The 18,309-nt window shown below is 72.2% G+C and carries 12 protein-coding genes and 1 pseudogene; 9 read left to right on the top strand and 4 right to left on the bottom strand.

What is annotated here, in order from left to right; genetic code table 11:
* Positions 1–65: 65 nt before the first annotated feature.
* The 3 genes and pseudogenes from ACH54P_RS46095 to ACH54P_RS46105 form a co-directional block, all read right to left on the bottom strand.
* Positions 66–1,259, bottom strand: a complete 1,194-nt coding sequence (locus tag ACH54P_RS46095; RefSeq protein WP_489909610.1) for a cation:proton antiporter — start codon at positions 1,257–1,259, stop codon at positions 66–68.
* Between the two features lie 7 nt (positions 1,260–1,266).
* Positions 1,267–1,749 carry a cation:proton antiporter regulatory subunit gene (locus ACH54P_RS46100; RefSeq protein ID WP_489909611.1) on the bottom strand — a complete coding sequence of 161 codons (483 nt, stop codon included), beginning with the start codon at positions 1,747–1,749 and terminating at the stop codon, positions 1,267–1,269.
* A 172-nt stretch (positions 1,750–1,921) separates the two neighbouring features.
* Positions 1,922–2,152 (bottom strand): annotated as a pseudogene (locus tag ACH54P_RS46105) (DUF4267 domain-containing protein); the annotation flags it as partial.
* Positions 2,153–2,243: 91 nt separating this feature from the next.
* On the opposite strand from ACH54P_RS46105, the gene ACH54P_RS46110 reads away from it, so the two are divergent.
* The 6 genes from ACH54P_RS46110 (at position 2,244) to ACH54P_RS46135 (ending at position 11,524) form a co-directional block, all read left to right on the top strand.
* On the top strand, positions 2,244–2,810 hold the full coding sequence (locus ACH54P_RS46110) for a TetR/AcrR family transcriptional regulator (protein WP_489909612.1): 567 nt from the start codon (positions 2,244–2,246) through the stop codon (positions 2,808–2,810).
* A 91-nt stretch (positions 2,811–2,901) separates the two neighbouring features.
* On the top strand, positions 2,902–3,606 hold the full coding sequence (cmk, locus tag ACH54P_RS46115) for a (d)CMP kinase (protein ID WP_489917026.1): 705 nt from the start codon (positions 2,902–2,904) through the stop codon (positions 3,604–3,606).
* Between the two features lie 53 nt (positions 3,607–3,659).
* Positions 3,660–4,331 (top strand): lysophospholipid acyltransferase family protein, encoded by a 672-nt coding sequence (locus tag ACH54P_RS46120; RefSeq protein ID WP_489917028.1) that lies wholly within the window; start codon positions 3,660–3,662, stop codon positions 4,329–4,331.
* Positions 4,332–4,348: 17 nt separating this feature from the next.
* Positions 4,349–5,815: a ribosome biogenesis GTPase Der gene (gene der / locus ACH54P_RS46125; protein ID WP_489909613.1), complete on the top strand. Its 1,467-nt coding sequence runs from the start codon at positions 4,349–4,351 to the stop codon at positions 5,813–5,815.
* Positions 5,816–6,127: 312 nt separating this feature from the next.
* Positions 6,128–10,015, top strand: coding sequence for a Pls/PosA family non-ribosomal peptide synthetase (locus ACH54P_RS46130; RefSeq protein WP_489909614.1), 3,888 nt, complete (start codon positions 6,128–6,130; stop codon positions 10,013–10,015).
* A gap of 87 nt (positions 10,016–10,102) precedes the next feature.
* Entirely contained in the window at positions 10,103–11,524 is a 1,422-nt protein-coding gene (locus ACH54P_RS46135) for a M1 family metallopeptidase (RefSeq protein WP_489909615.1), read from the top strand.
* Positions 11,525–11,539: 15 nt separating this feature from the next.
* Here ACH54P_RS46135 and ACH54P_RS46140 read toward each other — a convergent pair whose 3' ends face one another.
* Entirely contained in the window at positions 11,540–12,376 is an 837-nt protein-coding gene (locus ACH54P_RS46140; protein ID WP_489909616.1) for a class I SAM-dependent methyltransferase, read from the bottom strand.
* 230 nt (positions 12,377–12,606) lie between these two features.
* Between ACH54P_RS46140 and ACH54P_RS46145 the strand changes: the two genes are divergently transcribed.
* From ACH54P_RS46145 to ACH54P_RS46155, 3 genes are all read left to right on the top strand, one after another.
* Positions 12,607–14,898, top strand: a complete 2,292-nt coding sequence (locus tag ACH54P_RS46145) for a glycosyl hydrolase family 95 catalytic domain-containing protein (protein ID WP_489909618.1) — start codon at positions 12,607–12,609, stop codon at positions 14,896–14,898.
* 26 nt (positions 14,899–14,924) lie between these two features.
* Positions 14,925–17,201 carry a glycosyl hydrolase family 95 catalytic domain-containing protein gene (locus ACH54P_RS46150; RefSeq protein WP_489909619.1) on the top strand — a complete coding sequence of 759 codons (2,277 nt, stop codon included), beginning with the start codon at positions 14,925–14,927 and terminating at the stop codon, positions 17,199–17,201.
* A gap of 128 nt (positions 17,202–17,329) precedes the next feature.
* Positions 17,330–18,301, top strand: a complete 972-nt coding sequence (locus tag ACH54P_RS46155) for a peptidylprolyl isomerase (protein WP_489909621.1) — start codon at positions 17,330–17,332, stop codon at positions 18,299–18,301.
* The last annotated feature ends 8 nt before the right edge of the window (positions 18,302–18,309 follow it).

The following is an 18,309-nucleotide window of genomic DNA, read 5'->3' on the forward strand; positions in this document are numbered from 1 at the left end:
GTCGTCGTCGCGCACGAACACCACCGAGCCGTTCGCCGCCACCGGGACGTACGCGCCGTAGTCGGTCAGTTCGCCTCGGCCGGGGCGGTCTTCGGCGCCGACTTCCGCTGCAGCGCCCGGGCGATCGGCTCCACCACCCGGGCCGCCGTGGGGCCGAGGATCGCCATCAGCAGGACGTACGCCGTCGCCAGGGCGGCCAGCTCACCCGAAACCGCGCCCGCCGTCACCGCCAGCCCGGCGATGACGATCGAGAACTCGCCTCTCGCGACCAGCGCCGCTCCGGCGCGGGCGCGGCCCATCTTCCCGATGCCCTGGCGCCGCGCGGCCCACCAGCCCGTGCCGACCTTCGTCAGCGTCGTGATCACCGCCAGCACCACGGCCCAGCCGAGCACCGGCGGGATCGACGCCGGGTTCGTGTTGAGCCCGAAGACGACGAAGAACACCGCGGCGAACAGGTCCCGCAGCGGTTCCAGCAGGTGCGTCGCGTTCTCCGCCGTCGAGCCCGAGATCGCGATGCCGAGCAGGAACGCGCCGACCGCGGCCGACACCTGCATCGCCGACGCCAGCCCGGCCACCAGCAACGCCGCGCCGAGCACCTTGAGCAGGAACACCTCGCGGTCCGGGCTGTCCACCGCGGCCGAGACGTACCGGCCGAACTTCAGCGCGATCACCAGCACCACGGTGATCACCAGCAGCGAGATCCCGACGGCCTCCATGCCGCCGAGCAGGGAGACCCCGCCCAGCACCGCGGTGAGGATCGGCAGGTAGAGCGCCATCACCAGGTCCTCGAACACGAGGATCGACAGGACCACCGGCGTCTCGCGGTTGCCGAGGCGGCCGAGGTCGCCGAGCACCTTCGCGACGATCCCGGACGACGAGATGTACGTGACGCCCGCCATCACCATCGCGCCGACCGGGCCCCAGCCCAGCAGCAGCGCGACCGCCGCGCCGGGGACGGAGTTGAGCACGATGTCGAGCAGCCCGGCCGTCCAGGACCGGCGCAGCCCGGTGAACAGCTCGGCCGCGGAGTACTCGAGGCCGAGCAGCAGGAGCAGCAGCACGACGCCGATTTCGCTGGCCAGGTGCGTGAAGCCGCCGATGTCGGTCAGCGGGATCAGGCCGCCGGAGCCGAAGCAGAGGCCGCCGAGCAGGTAGAGCGGGATGGGGGAGAGGCCGATCTTGCCCGCCAGGCGGCCGAGCACGCCCAGCACGAAGAAGACCGCCCCCAGTTCGATCAGGGACAGCGCGGTGTGGTCCATCGGCCGCTCAGCCGTACTTGAGGATCTTGGCGGCGGCTTCGAGGCCCTCGCCCGTGCCGACCGCGACGAGCAGGTCGCCCCCGGTGAGCGTGAAGTCCGGCGCCGGCGACGGGTGCACCTGGCCCGCCCGGGCCACCGCGACCACCGAAACGCCGGTGCGGGTGCGCATCGCGGTGTCGCCGAGCGTCCGGCCGTCGAAGGGACCGGACGGCTTGATCGGCAGCTGCCGCGTGCTGATCCCCGGCAGGTCGCGGTGCTCCTCGGTCAGCTGCGCGACCAGCTGCGGTGCGCCGAGCAGGTTGGCCAGCGCGCCGGCCTCGTCCGCGGTGAGCGGGATCGAGGCGGCGCAGGCATCGGGATCGTCCGGTTTGGACACGATCAGCTCGATGTGACCGTCCCGCTGGGTGACGACGCCGATGCGGCGGCCGGTACGGGTGGCGAAGTCCTTGCGGACCCCGATGCCGGGCAGGGGGGTTACTTCGACGTTCACCCGACCACCGTAACCCAGCTGTCCGATTCGCGGCGTTCAGCCGAGCAGCAGGAGCAGGCCCGCGACAACCATCACGGCGGCGGTGAGGCCGTGGACTCCGAAGGCAATGGCCTTCTTCCCGGTGGCGCAGGATGATCAGCATGTCGAAGACGGGCCAGACGGCCGCGGTGAGGATGACCCAGGCGAGCGCGTGCGGGTCGCCGTAGATCATCAGGGCCAGCGGGACGAGACCGGCCCCGATGTCGCGGCCGCCCTTGACGTTCAGGAAGCCGGTGGCGTTTTCGGGGACTTCGGTGAAGCCGAAGCCCGCGGCGATCTTCGCCGGCGCGAAGAGGTAGTTGAGGCCGATGTAGATGATCCCGAGCGCGACGATCGCGACGAGGACGTAACCGGTGACGAGCATGGTGTTCCCTCCAGTTTTCTAGCATCGCTAGGGTTGCTAGCAACGCTAACTTAGCACCGCTAGTTTGTCTAGCAGTGCTAGCCTGTGTCGTATGACCCAGCGACAACGGCGTGTGCGCGACCGGACCGAGCGCGGACAGCGGATCGTCACGGCGGCGCGGGAGCTCGCCGAGGAGGAAGGCTGGGACGCGGTCACCACCCGGCGGCTCGCGGCGCTGATCGAGTACAGCCAGCCGGTGCTCTACAGCCACTTCCCCGGCGGCAAGGACGCGATCATGGCGGCGGCCGCGCTGGAGGGCTTCGCCGAGCTGGCCGCGGCACTGGCCGGGGCGCGCGACGGCGGCCTCGCCGGCATTGCGGGCGCGTACGTCGAGTTCGCCGAGGCGAAACCGGCGCTCTACGACGCGATGTTCACCCTCGCGTCCGAGCTCCGGTTCGCGCGGGACGACACCCCGGAGGTGATGAAGGCGAACTTCGCGGAGCTGCACGCGGTCATCGAGCCGGTGGCGGGGACGCAGGACGCGGGCGTCCTCACCGAGGTGTTCTGGAGCACGCTGCACGGCCTCGTGACGTTGGATCGCGGCCGTCGGCTGTCGCCGGAGAACCGTGACGAGCGCCTCGCCTTGGTCGTCGCCCGCTTCGGCGCGCGGGGCGACTGATCTCGTCCGGGGCCCGACCGGCAGAATGAAGGGCAAAGCCGAACGAGACGAGAACGCGAGGAGAGTGCCGGTGACGGGAGCCCTACGTGGTGTGGTCGCGCTGGACGGCCCGTCGGGGACCGGGAAGACCACCGTCGCCCGCAAGCTCGCCCAGCGGCTCGGGGCCGGCTACCTCGACACCGGTGCGATGTACCGGATGGTCACCCTCGCCGTGCTGCGCGCGGGCGTCGACCCGGCCGACGCGAACGCCGTCGCCGCCGTCGCCGACCGGGCCGAGTTCAGCATCGGCACCAGCCCCGAGCGGCCCGAGATCCGCCTGGGCGGGGAGGACGTCGCCGCCGACATCCGCGGGCCGGAGGTCACCAAGGCCGTTTCGCCCGTCTCGGCCGTGCCGCACGTGCGTGAGCTGCTGGTCGAGCGGCAGCGGCAGCTCATCGGCGACGTGGTGGGGCACCGCGGCGGGATCGTCGTCGAAGGCCGGGACATCGGCACCGTCGTCGCGCCGGACTCGCCGCTCAAGGTCTTCCTGACCGCCTCGGCCGACGTCCGCGCGTCGCGCCGCAGCACGCAGGACACCGCGGCGGGGCGGCAGTCCTCGGTCGCCGACGCTCTGGCGAGCGTCGAGCGCCGCGACCGCCTCGACTCGACCCGGGCGGCGTCACCGCTGCGCGCCGCCGACGACGCCGTGCACGTCGACACCTCGGAACTGTCGATCGACCAGGTGATCGTCGCGCTGAGCGAACTGGCCAGCCACCGAGGACTGCTGGCGGGGTGCAACGCCGAGGTGGCTCGATGAGCGCTGGGTCTTCTGGGGCCGAGCCCCGGACCCCAGCCGGGGGGCGAGCCCCCCTGGACCCCCCGAAAGCAGCCGGCGGACTGCCGGAAGGCTCCGTCGGCGCACTCCACGACGCCGGGCGGGTCTTCGCCCGGTACTATCTGCGCTCGGCCTTCCGCATCCGGGTGCACGGCCGCGAGCGCATGCCCGCCACCGGGCCGGTGCTGGTGATCGCCAACCACAGCTCGATGATCGAACCGCAGCTGATCTTCGGAATGCTGCCGCGGCGTTCGGCGTTCCTGGTCAAGGCCGAGATGTTCGGCGGGATCGTCGGCAGGTTCATGCTGGCGATCGGGCAGATCCCGCTCAAGCGCGGCGAGATCGACCGCAAACCGCTGATGACCGCGGTCGGCGTGCTGAAGGACGGCGGTGTCGTCGGGATCTTCCCCGAGGGGACCCGCGGGGCCGGCGACGTCGGCGCGGCCGAACGCGGTGCGGCCTGGCTCGTCCGGGCCTCCGGCGCGACCGTGCTCCCGGTCGCGACGCGGGGCACGCGCAAGCCGGAGAGCGGCCGCCGGCGGTTCCGGCCGCGGGTGGACATCCTCGTGGGGGAGCCGTTCACCCCGGCGGTCGGACCCGGGAAGACCGGGCTCGACCAGGGCACCGAAGAGCTGCGCGGCGAGCTCGCGGCGCTCGTGAAGACTTTGGACGATTGGCGTACCGAAAACGGATTCGTTACGCCATAAGGGAAATTGGGTCAGTGATGGAAGAGTACGACAGCGTCGGCGAAGTCGACGGCACCTGGTCCGACGAGACCGAGTTCGCCAAGCTCGACGCGCAGATCGAGGCGGCGGAAGCGGCCGAAGAGGCCGCGCTCGCGCAGCCGGTGCTCGCCGTCGTCGGCCGGCCGAACGTGGGCAAGTCGACGCTGGTCAACCGCATCCTCGGCCGCCGCGAAGCCGTGGTGCAGGACGTGCCGGGCGTGACCCGCGACCGCGTCGCCTACGACGCCTACTGGGGCGGGCGCAGGTTCACCCTGGTCGACACGGGCGGCTGGGAGCCGGACGCGACCGGGCTGCAGGCCTCCGTCGCCGCGCAGGCCGAGCTGGCCATGCAGACCGCGGACGCGGTGCTGCTGGTGATCGACGCCTCGGTCGGCGCCACGGCCACCGACGAAGCCGTCTCCAAGGTGCTGCGCCGCTCGAAGAAGCCGGTGCTGCTCGCGGCGAACAAGGTCGACGACGACCGGCTGCTCGCGGACACCGCGTCGCTGTGGTCGCTCGGCCTCGGCGAGCCGCACCCGGTCAGCGCGCTGCACGGCCGCAGCTCCGGCGACCTGCTCGACGCCATCCTCAAGGCCCTGCCCGAGTCGCCGCGCGAGGGCGGCGCCGTGACGTCGGGCCCGCGGCGCGTCGCGCTGGTCGGCAAGCCCAACGTCGGCAAGTCGAGCCTGCTGAACAAGCTGTCCGGCGAGGAGCGCTCGGTCGTCGACTCGGTGGCCGGCACCACCGTCGACCCGGTCGACTCGCTGGTCGAGCTGGACGGCGAGACCTGGCGGTTCGTCGACACCGCGGGCCTGCGCAAGCGCGTCAACTTCGCCGCGGGCGCCGAGTACTACGCCTCGCTGCGCACGAAGACCGCGATCGACGCGGCCGAGGTCGCGATCGTGCTGCTGGACGCGGCCGAGCCGATCTCCGAGCAGGACCTGCGGGTGCTGACCATGGTCGTCGAGGCCGGGCGCGCGTGCGTGCTGGCGTTCAACAAGTGGGACCTGGTCGACGAGGACCGCCGGCACGCGATGGTCCGCGAGCTGGAACGCGGCCTGGTCCGCGTGCCGTGGGCGGAGAAGGTCAACATCTCCGCGCTGACCGGCCGCTCGGTGCGCAAGCTCGCGCCGGCCCTGCGGACCGCGCTCAGCTCGTGGGACAAGCGGGTGCCGACCGGCCAGCTCAACGCGTGGCTGTCCGACCTGATCGCGGCCACCCCGCCGCCGGTCCGCGGCGGCAAGCAGCCGAAGGTGCTGTTCGCGACGCAGGCCGGCATCCGCCCGCCGACGCTGGTGCTGTTCACCACCGGCTTCCTCGAGGCGGGCTACCGCCGGTTCATCGAGCGCAAGTTCCGCGAGCAGTTCGGCTTCGCCGGCAGCCCCGTCCGGGTGAATGTCCGCGTTCGCGAAAAGAAGGCGAAGCCGGTCGGCGGAAAAGCGGCCCGCCCCGCCAAATCCCGGTGACGTTCGGGTGTCACGCGTGATTGGACGGGCAACACGTGTGATGGGAGGGCATCACTCTCGATGCCCCTCCCATCACGCATGATGCCTCTCTGATCACGAGTGATGCCCTCCGGTCACGGCGATCTTCGTGAGGTCCGACACTCCCTCGTGACCATGCGGATACCTTTCCTTCACCTGCGGGTATGGTGAAGGGTCGTTGCGGGCGCCTCGTTCGGAGAGCAAGCCCGGTGAGGCTCCCGGAAGGTGAGTGGTGGGCTTGCGCGCCCGAGGTTCGTCCCTGCACGTCTGCGTCACGGCCGAGGTGAGTGGCCGATGACCGTCACCATCGAACCGGTCGAGCCCGCCGCCGAAGTCACCCTCGCCCCCGTCGCCGACCGGGCGCTGTTCTGGTCGGGCCTCGGCGCGAGCGAGCGCACGCTGCTCGACATCCTCGCCGCCACCGCCGAGCGGCACCCGAACGCCGCCGCGATCGACGACGGCACCACCACCCTGACCTACCGGCGCCTGCTGGAGGAGATCGACGGCTACGGGCGCCGCCTCAAGAGCTACGGCGTCGGCCTCGGCGACCGCGTCGGCATCCGGATCTCCTCCGGCACCGCCGAGCTGTACGTCGCGATCCTCGCCACCCTGTCCGTCGGCGCCGCCTACGTGCCGGTCGACGCGGACGACCCGGACGAGCGCGCCGAGCTGGTCTTCGAAGAAGCCCAGGTCGCGGCCGTCGCCACCGACGGCGAGATCCACGTCCACAGCACCCCGGGCGGCCGCGAAGGCACCCCCGGCCCGGCCGACGACGCCTGGATCATCTTCACCTCCGGCTCCACCGGCAAGCCCAAGGGCGTCGCGGTCACCCACGCGAGTGCCGCCGCCTTCGTCGACGCCGAGGCGGAACTGTTCCTCACCGAGGAGCCCGTCGGCCCGGGCGACCGCGTCCTGGCCGGGCTGAGCGTCGCCTTCGACGCCTCCTGCGAAGAGATGTGGCTGGCCTGGCGGCACGGCGCCTGCCTGGTCCCGGCGCCGCGCGCGCTGGTCCGCACCGGCGTCGACCTCGGCCCGTGGCTGGTCGCGCAGCAGATCACCGTCGTCTCGACCGTGCCGACGCTGGCCGCGCTGTGGCCCGCCGACGCGCTCGAAGACGTCCGCCTGCTCATCTTCGGCGGCGAAGCCTGCCCGCCGGAGCTGGCCGAGCGCGTGGCCGTCGAAGGCCGCGAAGTCTGGAACACCTACGGCCCGACCGAGGCCACCGTCGTCGCCTGCGCCGCGCAGCTGACCGGCGAAGGCCCCGTGCGCATCGGCCTGCCGCTCGCCGGCTGGCAGCTCGCCGTCGTCAACGACGAAGGCGAGCCGGTCGCCATGGGCGACACCGGCGAGCTCGTCATCGGCGGCGTCGGCCTGGCCCGCTACCTCGACGCCGAGAAGGACGCGGAGAAGTTCGCACCACTGCCGTCGCTGGGCTGGCAGCGCGCCTACCGCTCGGGCGACATGGTCCGCGCCGAAGCCGACGGCCTGCTGTTCCTCGGCCGCCTCGACGAGCAGGTCAAGCTCGGCGGCCGCCGCATCGAGCTGGGCGAGGTCGACGCCGCCCTGCAGGCCCTGCCGGGCGTGCAGGGCGCGGCCGCCGCGATCCGCCGCACGAAGGCGGGCAACCAGGTCCTCGTCGGGTACGTCGTGCCCGCCGCCGGGGTCGCGTTCGACCACGAGCAGTCCGCCACCCGGCTGCGCGAGCACCTGCCCGCCGCGCTGGTGCCGCTGCTCGCCGTCGTCGACGACCTGCCCACGCGCACCTCCGGCAAGGTCGACCGCTCCGCCCTCCCGTGGCCGCTGTCCACAGTGGAGGCTTCCGGGCTGACCCCGACCGAGACGTGGCTCGCCGAAGGCTGGGCCGAGATCCTCGGCGTGTCGGTCGACAGCCCGAAGACGGACTTCTTCACCCACGGCGGCGGCAGCTTGACCGCCGCCCAGGTGGTCGCCCGCATCCGCACCCGGCACCCGCAGGTGTCGGTCGCCGACATCTACGCCCACCCCAGGCTGGGCGCGCTGGCCGCGATGCTCGACGCGCTGAGCGGGCAGGCCACCGAACGCCGGGAGATCGCGCCGACCAAGCGCCGTGCCGGGGTGATCCAGACACTGCTGACGGTCCCGCTGATGGGCCTGGTCGGGCTGCGCTGGGCGACGCTCGCCGCGGCGCTGTCGAACGTCCTGTCCCTGCTCGGGTTCGCCTGGGCGCCGACGCTGAACTGGGCGTGGATCGGTCTCGCCTGGGTGGTGCTGTTCAGCCCCGCGGGCCGGATCGCGATCGCCGCGGGCGGCGCGCGGGTCCTGCTCTCCGGTGTCCGGCCCGGCACCTACCCGCGCGGCGGCAGTGTCCACTTGCGACTCTGGACGGCCGAGAAGCTCGCCGAGTTCAGCGGCGCGGACAGTGTCGCGGGCGCGTCCTGGATGACGACGTACGCCAAGGCGCTCGGCGCGCGGATCGGCAAGGACGTCGACCTGCACTCGCCGCCGCCGGTCACCGGCTTCCTCAAGCTGGGCCGCGGTGCCGCGATCGAGCCGGAGGTCGACCTGACCGGCCACTGGGTCGACGGCGACGTCGTGCACATCGGCAAGGTCCGCGTCGGCGCGGAAGCCCGCATCGGCGCCCGCAGCACGCTCTTCCCGGGCGTCCGGATCGGCAAGGGCGCGGAGATCGCGGCCGGGTCGACCGTCCGCGGCGCCGTCCCGGCCGGCCAGCGCTGGGCCGGCTCGCCCGCCGCGCGCGTGGCCAAGGACGAGCGGGACGCGCTGAAGTGGCCGTCGAGCCGTCCGCCGCGGTCGCACTTCTGGGCCACCGTCTACGGCGCGACTTCGCTGCTCCTCGGCTTCCTCCCCGGCATCGCCGCGCTGGCGGGCGTCGCCGTGCTCGGGTACGCGATCACCGGCGCCCCGACACTGCCGGCCGCCTTCACCCAGGCGCTGATCTTCGTGCCCGTCGCGACCATCGCCTACTTCGCCGCGTACATGCTGCTCGTGCTCGCCGGCGTCCGGGCGCTGAGCCTCGGCATGGTCGAGGGCTACCACCCGGTGCACGGCCGCGTCGCGTGGCAGGTCTGGGCGACCGAACGCCTGATGAGCATGGCCCGTGAGGGCCTGTTCCCGCTGTACGCCAGCCTGTTCACGCCCGTGTGGCTGCGGCTGCTCGGGGCGAAGGTCGGCCGCAACGTCGAGGCGTCGACCGTCCTGGCGCTGCCGAAGATGACCAAGGTCGACAGCGGCGCGTTCCTGGCCGACGACACCATGGTCGCCACCTACGAGCTCGGCCACGGCTGGCTGCACGTCGCCCCGGCCCGGATCGGCAAGCAGGCCTTCCTCGGTAACTCGGGGATGACCGCGCCCGGCCGTTCGGTGCCGAAGCGCGGCCTGGTCGGCGTCCTGTCTTCGACACCGTTGAAGGCGAAGAAGGGCTCGTCGTACCTCGGGATGCCGCCGCTGCCGGTCCGCCGCGCGATCGGCGACGCCGACACGAGCCGCACCTACACCCCGGCGCTGCACCTCAAGGCGGCCCGGGCGCTGGTCGAGCTGTGCCGGATCGTCCCGGTCATGTGCGGGGTCGCGCTGACCGTCTCGGTCGCGTTCGGCCTGCTGCAGGCGGCGACGGCGTTCGGGTTCGCGGTGGCCGCGCTGCTGGCCGGGCCCGCCCTGCTGGCCGCCGGGGTCGTCGCCGCGCTGACCGCGACGCTGATGAAGTGGCTGCTGGTCGGCAAGTTCCGCGAGGTCGACCACCCGCTGTGGAGCTCCTTCGTCTGGCGCAACGAGCTGGCCGACACCTTCGTCGAGGCGCTCGCGGTGCCGTGGCTGATCGGCTCGATCGGCGGCACCCCGCTGCTGAGCGCCTGGCTGCGCACGATGGGCGTCAAGATCGGCCGCGGGGTCTGGCTGGAGACGTACTGGCTGCCCGAGGCCGACCTCGTCGAGCTCGGTGACGGCGCGACGATCAACCGCGGCTGCGTCGTGCAGACGCACCTGTTCCACGACCGGATCATGAGCATGTCGCGGGTGACCTTCGGCGAGGGTGCGACGCTCGGCCCGCACGGCATCGTGCTGCCGGGCGCCGGCATCGGCGCGCGCACCACGGTCGGCCCGGGCTCCCTGGTGACCCGCGGCGACGAGGTGCCGGCCGACACCCGGTGGCTCGGCAACCCGATCTCCGCGTGGCCGGGTAAGTAGAAGGTCACGAAGCTCGCGCCTGGCTCGCCGGACCCACCCGTTCGTGCGAGCCTGGTCCGAGTACGCACGAGGAAAGGTTCGCCACGGGTGATTTCGAAGGCCCCCGCTCCCGCACCCGGCGCGGACACCTCCGGTGACCCCTACCTCCCCGCCCACGGCAACGGCGGCTACCGGGTCCGGCACTACGACCTGAACCTCGACTACAAGGTCGCGCCCAACCGGCTGTCGGCGTCGGCCGTGATCACCGCCGAGGCGACGCAGGCACTGTCCCGGGTCAGCTTCGACTTCGCCGAGTTCCGGATCAACCGCGTGCTGGTCGACGGGAAGCCCGCGAAGTACCTGAAGCGGGGCGCGAAGCTGCACGTCAAGCCGGCGAAGTCGATCCCGGCGGGAGCCGCGTTCACCGTCGAGGTGCACTACGTCGGCAACCCGCGGCCGGTGGGCAGCCGCTGGGGTGACGTCGGCTGGGACGAGCTGACCGACGGCGCCCTCGTGGCCAGCCAGCCGGTCGGCGCGCCGTCGTGGTTCCCGTGCAACGACCACCCGTCGGACAAGGCCACCTACCGCGTCACCGTGGCGACGGCGTCGCCGTACCTGGTCGCGGTGACCGGCGACCTGGCCGACCGGACCACCTCGGCCAGCACGACGAGGTGGGTCTACGAACGTTCCGAGCCGACGGCGACGTACCTGATGAGCGTGCAGATCGGCCGCTACGACGACGTCGAGCTGACCGGCCGCGGCTGGTTCCCGCACGCGGGGGTGGGCGCCCGCCGGCTGAGCCTCGGCTTCGGGCGGGCGAGCGGGCAGGTGGAGTCGGTCCTCGAAACCGTGCCGCAGCGGGCGGCGGTGCCGCCGCGGCTGCGCCGGCTGTTCGACCGCGACTTCGGGCGGCAGGGCCGGATGATGGAGGTCCTGCAGCGGCTGTTCGGCCCGTACCCGTTCCGCGAGTACGTCATCGTCGTCACCGACGACGACCTCGACGACCCGATCGAGGCCCAGGGCATGTCGATCTTCGGCGCCAACCACGTCGACGGCCGCCGCACCCACGAGCGGCTCGTGGTGCACGAGCTGGCCCACCAGTGGTTCGGCAACAGCCTGACGGTGGCCGACTGGCGGCACATCTGGCTGAACGAGGGCTTCGCGACCTACGCGGAGTGGCTGTGGTCGGAGGAGTCCGGCGGGCAGCCTGCCTCGGCCCTGGCCCGCAGCTGGTACACGCGCATCAAGGCCAAGCCGGCCGACGTCCGGATCGCCGACCCGGGCGTGGCGCGGATGTTCGACGAGCGCGTCTACAAGCGGGGCGGGCTGACCCTGCACGCGCTGCGGGCGGAAATCGGGGATCCGGCGTTCTTCGCGCTGCTGAAGGCGTGGGCCGTGGACAACCGGCACGGCCTGGTCACGACGGAGGCCTTCGTCGCCGCGGCGGAAGCGCAGGCCGGGCGGTCGCTCCGGCCGTTCTTCACCCGCTGGTTGTACACGCCGGCGCTGCCCGCGCTGCCCGGGGCCTGAGACCCGCCGCCACACTCAGGGACGGACGGCGCTGACCAGCCAGATCGCCCCGGAAATGCGGACGCCTTCCGGGGTTTCGAACGCGCGGAGTCCCGCCCGAAGCTGTTCCCGCGTCCGTTCGACGACGCTCGGGTCCAGTCCGTCCAGGTTGGTGCGAACGGGTCCCTGGCCGAGGATGAAGCCGGCCGCGTCGGCGGCGTCACGGCCGTAGTCCATGGGGGCGGTGACCGGCTCGACGCGGATGTCGGTGAACCCGGCCGCTTCCAGCACTTCCCGGATGCGGGCCGGGTCGGCCAGCGATCCCATTCCCCGCGAGGCGGGTGACGGCTCGCGCATCAGGGGCCGCAGGGCCGCGGTGGCGCGAGCGTATTCGCTGTCCGGAGAACCGCCCTGCGGGCCGATGAACACCAGCCGTCCGCCGGGGCGCAGTCCGCGCCGGACGTTGGCGAACGCGGCCACGGCGTCCTCGAAGAACATCACCCCGCCCCGGCTGATCGCGAGGTCGAAACCGGCGTCGGGAAAGGGGTGGACCTGGGCGTCACCCTGCTCGAACCGTACGTTCGCGAGGCGCTGGGCCGCGGCGTCGGCGCGGGCGACGTCCAGCATCGGGGCCGAAAGGTCGACCCCGACGACGTGTCCCCGGTCCGCCCGCCGCGCCGCCAGCAGGGTGACCTGCCCCGTCCCGCAGCCGATGTCGAGCACGTGGTGGTCCGGCGCGACCTCGGCACACCGGAAGAGGTTGTCGTTGAAGGCGGCGACGGTCGCGTTGTACCGGGCGCGGTTCCGCGCCCAGTGGAGACCTTCCCAGCCGTTCCAGGCGTCGGCTTGCCGGGTGTTGGCGATGGGGCGCATGGCGTCCTCCGGTTCGGCGATGACTAGAGTCAAACTCTAGAAGTACACTCTAGTCAATCTCCGGCGCAAGGCCGCGTTGCGTGAGCGGATCGGGCTGAACACTGATACGTCGGATGTATCTGCCGCTGTCTGGGTGAACTCCTCTGGCCTTTTGGGGTCTCCTCTGCAACTATGGCCGGACGCCGCCGCATGATCTCACCGAAACGTAGTATGAATTCGGAGGATGCTTCATGGACGCAGTGTCCCGGCGGACGGTGCTCCGCTCGGCTTCGGTCCTCGCCGGGGCCGCCGCTTTCGGTGGTCTGTGGGCCCGCGCGGCCCCGCCGGCGCTGGCCGCGGCCGACCCGCACCGGGACGTCGCCGCCGACGCCCGGATGGTCTGGAAGCGGCTGCCCAAGAACTGGCAGGAAGGCCCGTTCCTGGCCAACGGCTACCTCGGCGCGCAGGTCTACGCCGGGAAGACGCCGCAGGTCCTCAAGGTGATGCTGAGCCACACCCAGGTGCAGGACCAGCGCATCCAGTGGGAGGCCGGCATCGGCCTGTCCCGGCTGCCGATCGGCTACCTCACGCTCACCCTGGCCGGCGCGGTCACCGCCGTCGACTGGACGCTCGACCTGTACCACGCCGAGCTGGGCGGCACGATCACCACGACGCAGGGCTCGGTCGCGTTCTCCGCGGTGGTGCACAACGACCTGGGCGTGCTGCTCGTCTCGCTGACCCCGAGCGCGGGCGAGGCCGGCGCGGCGTGGGCGTTCCAGCCGCTGGAGTCGGCGACCACCCGGACCGTCCGCAAGCCACCCGAGTACGTCGCGAACCCCGCGCCCGAGCTCGCCGACGGCTACTGCGCGCAGCCGATGCTCGCCGGCGGCGGCTACACGACGGCGTGGCGGGAACGCACGATCGGGGCGCGCCGGCTGCTCGCCGCGACCGTCGCCTACAGCTTCCCGGGCACGACGCACACGGCCGACGCCCTCGCGGCCGTGCGGAAAGCGCTTGCGGCCAACCCGGACGCGCTGCTCGCCCGGCACCGCCGCTGGTGGAACGACTACCACCGGCGCAGCTTCGTTTCGGTGCCGGACAAGCAGGTGCAGCGGTTCTACTGGATCCAGCTGTACAAGATCGCCGCCGCCACCCGCGCGGACGGGCCCGTGGTGTCCGAGTGGGGCCCGTGGTTCCCGGAGGTCGGCAACAGCTGGACCGCGGTCTGGTGGAACCTCAACGTCCAGGTCACCTACCCGATCGTCAACAGCAGCAACCACCCCGAACTCGACGCCGTCACCGAGACCTTCCGGCGCGACCACGCGAACCTCGAAACGTCCGTGCCGCCCGCGTACCGCGACGGTGACACCTACGCCCTTTCGCACCCGGGCGACTGGCGGCTGCGCCCCGGCGGCACGCGCTCGGTCGGCGTGCCCGGGACGACGTCCAAGACCGACCAGACCGGGAACCTGCTGTGGGGCCTGCACAACGTCTGGCTGGCCTACCGGCACCACCTGGACCGGCGCGTGCTGCGTGACGTCCTGTACCCGACCCTGGCCAAGGCGCTCAACTTCTACCGCCACTTCCTCTTCACCGGCCCGGACGGGTTCCTGCACCTGCCGCTGACCCGGTCGCCGGAGTACGCCGACGCCCCCGACTGCACCTACGACCTGTCGCTGATCCGGTGGGCGGCCCGGACGCTCGTCGACTCGGCGCGGATCCTCTGCCTCGACGAGCCGCGCGTGCCGATCTGGCGGGAAATCGGCGCGAAACTGGTGCCGTACCACGAAGATCCCGCGAACGGCGTGCTGATCGGCGACGGCGTGCCGCTGGCCGCGTCGCACCGGCACTTCTCGCACCTGCTGTGGCTGTACCCGTTGCGGGAGAAGGTCTGGGACCGTGCGGGCGACCGCGACGTCATGACGCGGACGTTCAACCACTGGATCGCCGACCAGCAGGCCTGGCACGGCTACAGCTACGCGGCCGCGTCGTCGATGAGCTCCGTGATGGATGCGCCCGAAGAGGCGTTGCGCTACCTGAAGTTCTTCCTCGACCGGAACATCGTCGCCGACACCGAGCTGACGGCGAACACGATGTACCGCGAGGGCTCCAACTTCGCGATCGAAAGCCCGATCACCGCCGCGCAGTCCGTGGTGGACATGCTGATGCAGGGGTCCGGGGGCGTGCTCAAGGTCTTCCCGTCGGTGTCGGCGACCTGGCGCGACGCCTCGATCGCCGGTTTGCGCGCGGAAGGCGCGTTCCTCGTGGACGCCTCCCGCCGCGCCGGCTCGACGGAATTCGTCCGCGTGCACAGCGAAGCCGGCGAGCCCCTGGTCCTGCAGCACGGCGTCGCCGGGGACGTCGAGGTCCGCGACGAGCACGGCAGGCGGCTGCCCTGGCGCCCGGCCGGGCCCGGCCGGATCGCGATCGGGCTGCGGCGCGGCGGCACCGCCGTCGTCACCCCGCGGGGCGTGCGGCCCGGCTTCGCGCCCCGGGACGTCCCCGCCCTCGGCCCGGCACCGGCGTGGGGCCTCCCGAGCTGAAATCCGCTTTCGACGAGGAGGTCGGAATGGACATCACGCGCAGAACCGTGCTCGGCGGGGCACTCGCCGGGATCGCCGCCGGCGCGGCGGGCCTCACGCCCGCCTTCGCCGACGTGCCGGGCAGCGACGACTTCGGCTGGGCCGGGTTCCTCGGCACCGCCGACCTGTACTGGCGGCGGCTGCCGAAGACCTGGTACGAAGGCCCGTTCCTGGGCAACGGATTCCTCGGCTCGGGCATCTACGCCGAGCCCGGGCAAAACGCGATCCGGTTCAACGTCCAGCACAGCCAGGTCCAGGACCACCGGCCGGAGTTCGGCTCGCTGTTCGGCCTGGCCCGGCTGCCGATCGGGTACTTCACGCTCGAACCCGTCGGCGCGATCACCGCGATCGACTGGCGGATGGACCTGTGGAACGCCGAGCTGACCGGTACGATCACGACCGCGGCGGGCAGCCTGAGCCTGCGCGCGATCGTCCACACCGGACAGTCCTTGCTCGCGATCGACGTGCGCCCCAGCGAAGGGGAACGCGGGTTCCGGTGGGTGTTCCACCCGGCGGTCGCCGTCAGCCCGCGCGCCGACCCGGTGTGGAACAAGCCGCCGCCGGAGGGCTACACCGCGAACCCGCCGGTGCAGCTGTCGGCCGGCGGAGAGGCCCAGCTCGCCGTCCAGCCGCTGCTGGCCGGCGGCGAGCACGTGACGGCGTGGCGTGAGGTCACCCGCGGTGGCACGCGCACGCTGTACACGTCGGTGGCGTGGTCACACCCCGAGAAGACCTCGGTGGCGCGGGCGCTGGGCACGGTCCGCCGGGCGCTGCCGTTCGCGGCGCTCACCCAGGACCACCGGCGCTGGTGGCACGGCTACTACCGGCGGAGCTTCGTGTCCATTCCGGACACCCGGCTGCAGAGCTTCTACTGGATCCAGCTGTACAAGGTCGCGTCGGCGGCGCGGCGCGAGGCGCCGGTGATGGCGACGTCGGGCCCGTGGCTGGAGAACACGCCGTGGCCGGCGACGTGGTGGAACCTCAACGTCCAGCTCGAGTACTGGCTGATCCACGGCTCGAACCACCTGGAGCTGGACGCCGTCAGCTACGCGCTCGACAAGTACCGGAGCAACCTGACCAGCCAGGTCGCTTCGCCGTACCAGGCCGACTCGGCGGGTATCCCGCGGACGACGGACATGACCCTGCTCAACGGGTTGTCCGGCGCCACCAGCGGGTTCCCCGTCGGCATCCCGGGGAAGGATTCGCCGACGCCGGAGGTCGGCAACCTGACCTGGGCGCTGCACAACGTCTGGTTGTCCTACCGGCACACGATGGATCTTTCGCTGCTGCGGGGCACGCTGGTGCCGTTGCTGCGCAAGGCGCTCAACTACTACCTGCACTTCCTCGCCCCGGGCCCGGACGGGAAGCTGCACCTGCCGCCGACGTTCTCGCCCGAATACGGCGTCAACGCGCCCGACTGCAACTACGACCTTTCGCTGATCCGCTGGGGCTGCAAGACGCTGCTGCAGACGGTGCCCGGCGATCCGCTGGCGCCGAAGTGGCGGAACGTCCTGGCGACGCTGGTGGACTACCCGGCCGACGCCAACGGTTACATGATCGGCGCCGGTGTGCCGTTCGCGAAGTCGCACCGGCACTACTCGCACCTGCTGCAGATCTACCCGCTCTACGACGTCACGTGGGAGCAGCCGGAGCACCGGCAGATCATCGAGACGTCGCTGAACCACTGGGTCGGCTTCGAAGGGGCGCTGCAGGGCTACACGTTCACCGGGGCCGCGTCGATCTCGGCGCAGATGCTGCGCGGGGACCAGGCCGCGTTCTACCTGGGCGAGCTGCAGCGGCGGTACATCCAGCCGAACACGATGTACAAGGAGTCCGGGCCGGTCATCGAAACGCCGTTGTCCGCGGCGAAGTCCCTGCAGGACATGCTGGTGCAGAGCTGGAACGGCGTGCTGCGGCTGTTCCCCGCGGTGCCGGCGGCGTGGGGCGACATCGCGCTGCGGGACTTCCGCACCGAGGGCGCGTTCCTGCTCAGCGCGTCGCGGGCGGGCGGGAAGACGCGGTGGCTGAAGGTGCACAGCGAAGCCGGGGCACCCTGCGTGCTGCGGCCGGGCATCGACGGCGAGCTGGCGGTGACGGACGCGCGTGGCCGGTCGCGCCGCTGGCGCCGGCTGGCCAACGGGGACGTCCAGGTCGAGCTGCGCCGCGGGGAGGACGCCTTCGTGTACCGGAAGGGGGACCGGCCGGACTTCGGGATCCGGCCGGTCGCGCCCGGCGGGGCGAGTGCGCCGTGGGGGTTGCCGTGACGAGCTGCTGATGCCGTGCCGCGGTTCCTCCCCGCGTCGAGGCTGAGCCGTGATCGGGCTCCTTCCCGGAATTCCTCCCGGGAAGGAGGTCTTCCCGGCACAATGGGCGGCCGACGAGGGGAGCGTGGATGAGCGAGCCGGGTGCACCGGGGGAGCGGCCGGACGAGGGGGCGCCCGGCGGGCCGCGGTACCCGTACCCACCTCACCAGCAGCCGTACCAGTACCCGCAGTGGCAGCCGCCGGCGCCGCCGAAGAAGACGTCGCCGGCCGCCGTGGTGCTGATCGTCGGCTCGGTCGTGGTTGTCGTCGTGATGGCGCTGGCGTTCGCCGCCTGGGGCTATCCCGGGTTCCTGCGCGAGCCGGACGCGAAGGCGAACCTCGGGACCGAGAGCCGGCCGGGCGGTTCGACGACCGTCGGGTCGACGACCCCGACGGTCCCGGCGACCGAGCCGAGCATCCCCGTGCTGGTCCCCGGCGGCCGGGCCCCGGTGCCGAAGCGGACGAAGCCGCTGGCCGATCCGGTGACCTGCGCGTTCAACCCCAGTTCCGGCTCACCGGCGCCGAAGAAGGTCGCGCTGCCGCCCGACGGCCCGGCACCGTCGTCCGGGACGGCCCCGGTCCGGCTGGCGACCAGCGCGGGCGACATCGGGCTGACGCTGGACCGCGCGCTGGCCCCGTGCACCGTGGTGAACTTCGTCAGCCTGGCGAAGCAGGGCTTCTACGACGGCACGTCGTGCCACCGGCTGTCCGTGACGGCCGGGCTCCAGATGCTCCAGTGCGGCGACCCGGTGGGCGACGGCACCGGCGGTCCCGGCTACACGATCCGGGACGAGGTGTTCCCCGAGCTGACGTACGGCCGCGGCGTCCTCGCCATGGCGAAGACGTCCGAGCCGGACTCGGGCGGCTCCCAGTTCTTCCTGGTCTTCGGCAAGACCACGATCCCGCCGGAGTACACGGTGTTCGGCAGCATCGACGACGCCGGCCTCGGCGTCCTGGACAAGGTCGCCCACGGCGGCATCGACCCGTCCCGCCCGGGCATCGGCGACGGCAGCGGCCCCCCGAAGATCCCGGTCACCCTCACCGCGGTCACCACCCCGTGATGCCCGCC

It is taken from the genome of Amycolatopsis sp. N2S4-7 (assembly GCF_058119595.1).